The organism is Roseiarcus sp. (assembly GCF_052145395.1).
Taxonomy (GTDB): Bacteria; Pseudomonadota; Alphaproteobacteria; order Rhizobiales; family Beijerinckiaceae; genus Roseiarcus.
Genome location: NZ_JBKQOT010000332.1, coordinates 1 through 5,315, shown reverse-complemented (window position 1 = coordinate 5,315; position 5,315 = coordinate 1). Strand labels below are relative to the sequence as shown.

Here is a 5,315-nt window from a genome sequence, read left to right as displayed (position 1 = left end):
GACAGCGAGATCAAACGGCGCTATCTGGCGCTGGTGCGGGACTTCCCGCCCGATCGCGAGCCGGATCGGTTCCAGACCTACCGCGCCGCCTTCGAGGCTCTGCAAACCGAGCGCCAGCGGCTCGCAGGGAGGCTGCTCGCTCCGCACAACACCGCGCTGACCCGGCTTGAGACGGCCAGCCTGCCGCCGCCCGAGGCGCGGCGCCAGAGACGGGTCTCGCAGGCGCAACTAACGGCGCTGCTGGTCGAGGGCGTCGAGCGGGCGATGGCGCGATGGCAAGAGGCCTCGCGCACCGACGGCGCGTGATCGGCGGAAAGAGCGAATGGACCAGTCCCTCAAGGAGACCCTGCTCGACCGGCTGCGCGCCTATCTGGACGGGCTCGACACGGCGGACGCGCCGGAATCCGCCGTCGCTGAGACCGCGGACGCGAGCCCAATGGCGACTGAGGTCGCGGGCGATCCAGCGGACGACGAGGCGCGGGACCTGTTCTCGGTATTCGCGGAGATCGCCGCCACCCGCAACGAGGTGCGCACCCAATCGCGCATCGTCAAGGACGCGCTCGACCAGTTCCGCGCTGTGTTCGAGACGCTGCAATCGGGAAATGCAGCACTGGACCGGGAGCTGAAGGAAGCACGGGCCCGCGCCGGCGAGCAGACCCGCACGATCCTGCGACCGCTGCTGCTCGACATCATTGACGTGCGGGATCGTCTCGCCGCCGGGCTCGCGGCTGGCCCGCCCGAGAACAGGTCGCCGTGGTGGTCGCGATGGCGGCGGACCGCATCCGTCCCCGATTCTTGGCGGGAGGGCCTGGAGATGACGCTGCGGCGGCTCGACCGGGTGCTGGCGGATCGCCGCGTCACCCCGATCGCCACCATCGGTCGCCCGTTCATGCCCGACGTCGCGCGGGTGGTGGCCACGCGGGACGATCCCTCTGTCGCCGAGGGACTGGTGATCGCCGAATCCCGCACCGGTTTCGAGTGGGACGGCCAATTGCTGCGGGCCGCGGAGGTGATCGTGGCGAAGCGTGCCGGCGCGAGGGATCGTTCCGATCGGGGAGATGTCGAATGAGTGGGATCATTGTCGGAATCGATCTCGGGACCACCAATTCCGAGATCGCAATCTATCGCGACGGCCGTCCGGAGGTGCAGGCGGATTCCGCCGGGCGCCTGATCCTGCCGTCCGTCGTCGGGCTGGCCCAGGACGGCAGTCTCCTGGTCGGCGAGGAGGCGCGCAACCAGTACATCCTCCATCCCGAGCGGACGGTGCGCTCGATCAAGCGGCTGATGGGCAGCGACCGAAAGGTCTCGCTCGGCGGCCGAGACTACAAGCCGCAGGACGTCTCGGCGATGATCCTGCGTCGCCTCAAGGAGATCGCCGAGGAGCGGTTGGGCGCGCCGGTGCGCAAGGCGGTGATCACCGTGCCCGCGTTCTTCTCCGACGCGCAGCGTCAGGCGACCCGCGAGGCCGGTGAGATCGCCGGGCTCGAGGTGGCCCGCATCGTAAACGAGCCGACCGCGGCGGCGCTGGTCTACGAGGCCGCACAGCAGCAGGGCAAACGGGTGCTGGTTTACGACCTCGGAGGCGGGACTTTCGACGTCTCGGTCGTGCACATCGAAGACGGGGTGGTTGAGGTGATCGCCAGCCATGGCAACAACCATCTTGGCGGCGACGACTTCGACCACAAGATCGTCGAGCACGTGCTCGACCATCTGAAGATCGAACACAGGGCGGACGTCAGCGAAGATCCGCAGGCGATGGCGCGCATCCATCGCGCCGCCGAGAGCGCCAAGAAGCATCTCTCCGACCATCCGTTTGCGCGGATCGAGGAGGAATACCTAGCCGAGGTCGACGGCAGGCCGGTTCATCTCGCCCTGGAACTCGCCCGCACTGACTACGAGGAGATGATCGGGCCGTTCATCGAGGAGACTCTGTCGGCGATCCACATTGCGCTCGAATCGGCGGCCCTGACCGCGTCGCAGATCGAGGAGATCCTCCTGGTCGGCGGCGCGACCCGCACCCCCCTGATCCGCAACCGACTGCTCGAGGCGTTCGGCCGGCCGGCCCGCGGCGAGGTCGATCCCGATCTGTGCGTCGCGATGGGGGCCGCCATCCAAGGCGCCGCCATTGCGGGCGAGAAGGTGTCGGCTGTACTGGTCGACGTGACCCCTTACACGTTCGGCACGAGCGCGCTCGGCGAGCTAGGCGGGAATCTCTATCCCTACTGCTTCGTCCCCATCATTTCCAAGAACACGCCGATCCCGGTGCGCAAGAGCGAGGCGTTCGCCACGGTCACCGAAAATCAGAAGGTCGTCGAGGTCCGAATCTTTCAAGGCGAGAACGAGAACGCTTTGGAGAATATCCAGATCGGCGAGTTCCGCGTCGATGATCTCGCCGACGCGCCGGCCGGCAATATCATCATCCTCGACCTGGCGTTGGACCGCGACGGCATCCTGCACGTGTCCGCCAAGGAGAAGGCGACCGGGCTCGAGCAGCGGATCACCATCGACAAGGCGATGTCGCGCTATGACGAGGACGAGATCGAGGAGGCCCGTCAGCACATCGATCATCTGTTCGGCGAGGCCACGAGCGAAACGGCGCTGGCCGCCGACGCCGAGGCGTCCGCCGCAGCCGACCCGAAGATCGTGGCCCTTCTCGCCAAGGCGCGCGCGAAGCTCGACAGTGCGATCGCGGAGGACCGCGCCGAGATCGTCGATCTGATCGAGGCCATCGAGGACAGCCGGGCGAGCGGCGACGCGGCCGGGCTCGCCGACGCCGTGTCGCGGCTCGATGATCTTCTGTTCTATCTCGAGACCTGATCCGGAGGGTCACGCCATGGTCGCCGGAGTCTTGGAGCAGTGCCCGATCTGCCGTGCACGGCTCGACGGCAGCGGTCCATGCCGGCGCTGCCGGGCGGAGCTTGGAACCGTCCGGCGCGTCGCTGAGGAGAGCGCGGCGCTGGCGGCGGCCGGTCTTTATCGCCTCGCCGCTGGCGACCGAGCCATGGCCGTCCGCCTGCTCCGCCGCGCGAGCACATTGCGGACAACACCCGATCTTGCCTGGATCCGGTCGGCGCTGTCGCGCAGCACCTAAACCGGCTCTGCTTCACTCCGTGTGGAAATGGGAAGTCGAACTGGCAATACGCGACTGATAACGCTGAGAAATTGCTGGCAAGTCTCGTGAGCAATGTCATTCCATATTATTTCGGGAGCCCAGCGCCAAATCTCCCTGTGTTTTCAGCGCGCTAAAAACACGTAAAAGCCGCGTCCATCACACAGAGTGAAGCAGAGCCCAATTAGGTGCCAACCGACACAGGCGGGTGGACCGGGCCTTGAACTTCGACCTTGGGAACGCCATAAATCAATTCCCGGCGAGGAGCGAATTATGAGCGATGGCGCACTGCTTACGCCAAACGAAGTGGCCGCTTTGGCCGGCACGTCGAAAACCATTGTCGAAAAGGCGCTCGAGCAAAAAGTTCTAACTTCGCCGCGTGGGGTGCGGGCAAACCGGCGGCTCCTGCCGCTCCATGCGGTCGCGCTCGCCGTCGCCGTCAAGTCTCTCGGTCGGCGCCTCACGGTGAACGACAAGAAACGGGTTGCGCGAGAGCTCGCCCGGCTTTCGCCTGCGGCATTGAAAACCGCCGAGATCGAAGTGGCACCGTCGGTATTCGTTCACGTTGGCTCGATGGCCCGCGAGGCCGTCGAGCGAGCGGAGCGCTACGCCAAGGCAAGAAACGCCTTCATCGAAACAGTCGACGGCGTGCAGGGCGGACGCCCAGTGATCAAAGGCACCCGACTTACCGTGAGCGCGATCTGCGGACGTCTGTCATCTGGCGACTCCGTCGAAGACCTCGCGGAGGATTATCCTGATATTCCAAGGGAAGCTTTCGAGGCGGCGTTCCTTTATGGAAAAACGCACCCGCAAGTTGGGCGTCCAGTCGCGCGACGCGCGGGAAGAGCGGCGTGAGGTTTTTCGTGGATGAGTGCATCTCGCCGTCCCTCAGCCGCTTCCTCAATGCAGGCGGCCTGCACGATGCGATCCATCCGCGCGATCGAGGCCGCTTGCGGGACTCCGATCACGTCGTCTTCGCGCGGGCGATCGCCGAAGATCGAATTGTCGTAACCGAGAACGCGGAGGATTTCCGCAAGCTCGCCGCGAGCGTCGAACTTCATCCCGGCTTGATCATTCTGCCGTCTGTCGCACGATTAGAGGCCCAACGGCTCATGCAGCTTGTGCTCCATCACCTCGCCAACATGGGCGGCGACCGACCGCAAGATTTGCTCGTGAACTCTGTTCTGACGATTTCGGCGAAGGGTTCCATCAGCATCAACCCATTGCCCTGACAAGGTTCAGATCGACGACCGGAAAACAAGTCCCAAACTTTCGGCTATGACGCTCAAACCTGTGAGTCGGCGTCATGAGGTGATCCCACCTCCAGTCTATCATTTCAAAGTCTTATCGTGCCGATCGGCGTTGAGCCCCCGCGCCGAATGACAATGACTGTTGCTCTTTTGCGATCCGCTCCGCCTCCTCCGGGAATTTGATCCGAGAATGAAATTGAACACGGGTTGAGGCTGTCCAGGCGGCGTCGCCTGCAAATCAGCGGGAATCCTTGCGGCTGCTTCGGCGTATTCAGCGAGCGTCGCGGGTGACATGCCGAGCGCACGCTCGAAGGCGCGATCCGGCATTTTCATCAGCCGACGAAGCAGAGCCGCGGCGCGTCTGGCATGACGCGCAGCCGCCAAATGTTTGCGCTCCCGGATCTTGACCCCCGCTGCCGACAACAGGATCAATCCTTTGAAGAGCATACGCAGTGGACTTTCTCGATCCGCAACCTGCCAAAGACCTTCCCAGGTCTCATGAGCTTCCCAGTAATAACCGTGGTTAAAGAGGTCGAGACCCCAGAGAAATACGTCTGAGCCAAGCGATGGCTCCGCGGCAACCCGAATTGGTTCGACATGGTAGCTATGTCCCGTGGGGTCGCGCACGGGATGCGGTTCCCGACCCGGCAGATACGCGTAGGGTGGAAAGCTCTTCTGCGGCAGCCAGCGCGGACGTAACATCGAACCAATAGGGGTCATCGTGGACTCTTCCCGAAAGAGCACGCTAAGCGCCAAGATCACGTCATCGCATTGGATTATTCTGTTTGATGCTCGCAGCGGCGAGCATTGCCCTAACCGCGCGCTTGAAGTCGCGGCGGCTGTTGATGGCCCACATGTCGTCGAAGGAGGCCGCCTCGTGGGCCGCGTCGATCATCGCGTCAGTAGGGTTTGCCAGCGGCTGCAACGCCGCCACTGCCAATCGTCGATACCTTGCG

General features: G+C 64.3%; 8 protein-coding genes. 6 read left to right on the top strand and 2 right to left on the bottom strand.

The annotated features are described in order from the left end of the window. The 6 genes from ACLP25_RS11260 to ACLP25_RS11235 form a co-directional block, all read left to right on the top strand. Positions 1-306 (top strand): hypothetical protein (locus ACLP25_RS11260; protein ID WP_442469286.1); only part of this gene is annotated, 306 nt, incomplete at its 5' end. A gap of 16 nt (positions 307-322) precedes the next feature. Further along, positions 323-1,069 (top strand): nucleotide exchange factor GrpE, encoded by a 747-nt coding sequence (locus tag ACLP25_RS11255; protein ID WP_442469285.1) that lies wholly within the window; start codon positions 323-325, stop codon positions 1,067-1,069. Further along, positions 1,066-2,817 carry an Hsp70 family protein gene (locus tag ACLP25_RS11250; protein ID WP_442469284.1) on the top strand — a complete coding sequence of 584 codons (1,752 nt, stop codon included), beginning with the start codon at positions 1,066-1,068 and terminating at the stop codon, positions 2,815-2,817. The genes ACLP25_RS11255 and ACLP25_RS11250 overlap by 4 nt, the downstream gene beginning before the upstream one ends. A gap of 16 nt (positions 2,818-2,833) precedes the next feature. Continuing rightward, positions 2,834-3,091 (top strand): hypothetical protein, encoded by a 258-nt coding sequence (locus tag ACLP25_RS11245; protein ID WP_442469283.1) that lies wholly within the window; start codon positions 2,834-2,836, stop codon positions 3,089-3,091. Positions 3,092-3,277: 186 nt separating this feature from the next. Next, positions 3,278-3,964: a DUF433 domain-containing protein gene (locus tag ACLP25_RS11240; protein ID WP_442469282.1), complete on the top strand. Its 687-nt coding sequence runs from the start codon at positions 3,278-3,280 to the stop codon at positions 3,962-3,964. Continuing rightward, positions 3,961-4,341 carry a DUF5615 family PIN-like protein gene (locus tag ACLP25_RS11235; protein WP_442469281.1) on the top strand — a complete coding sequence of 127 codons (381 nt, stop codon included), beginning with the start codon at positions 3,961-3,963 and terminating at the stop codon, positions 4,339-4,341. The genes ACLP25_RS11240 and ACLP25_RS11235 overlap by 4 nt, the downstream gene beginning before the upstream one ends. Positions 4,342-4,440: 99 nt before the next feature. On the opposite strand, the gene ACLP25_RS11230 is transcribed toward ACLP25_RS11235, so the two are convergent. Together ACLP25_RS11230 and ACLP25_RS11225 are read right to left on the bottom strand one after the other, a co-directional pair. Next, the gene (locus ACLP25_RS11230) at positions 4,441-5,079 is read right to left on the bottom strand and encodes a DUF309 domain-containing protein (RefSeq protein ID WP_442469280.1); all 639 of its coding nucleotides are present in this window, start codon (positions 5,077-5,079) and stop codon (positions 4,441-4,443) included. Between the two features lie 43 nt (positions 5,080-5,122). Continuing rightward, positions 5,123-5,315 (bottom strand): hypothetical protein (locus ACLP25_RS11225; protein ID WP_442469279.1); only part of this gene is annotated, 193 nt, incomplete at its 5' end.

Excerpts from the sequence above, each read along its gene's own strand:
- ACLP25_RS11255 (WP_442469285.1), top strand. The coding sequence starts at position 323 with ATGGACCAGTCCCTCAAGGAGACCCTGCTCGACCGGCTGCGCGCCTAT.
- ACLP25_RS11250 (WP_442469284.1), top strand. The coding sequence starts at position 1,066 with ATGAGTGGGATCATTGTCGGAATCGATCTCGGGACCACCAATTCCGAG.
- ACLP25_RS11245 (WP_442469283.1), top strand. The coding sequence starts at position 2,834 with ATGGTCGCCGGAGTCTTGGAGCAGTGCCCGATCTGCCGTGCACGGCTC.
- ACLP25_RS11230 (WP_442469280.1), bottom strand. The coding sequence starts at position 5,079 with ATGACCCCTATTGGTTCGATGTTACGTCCGCGCTGGCTGCCGCAGAAG.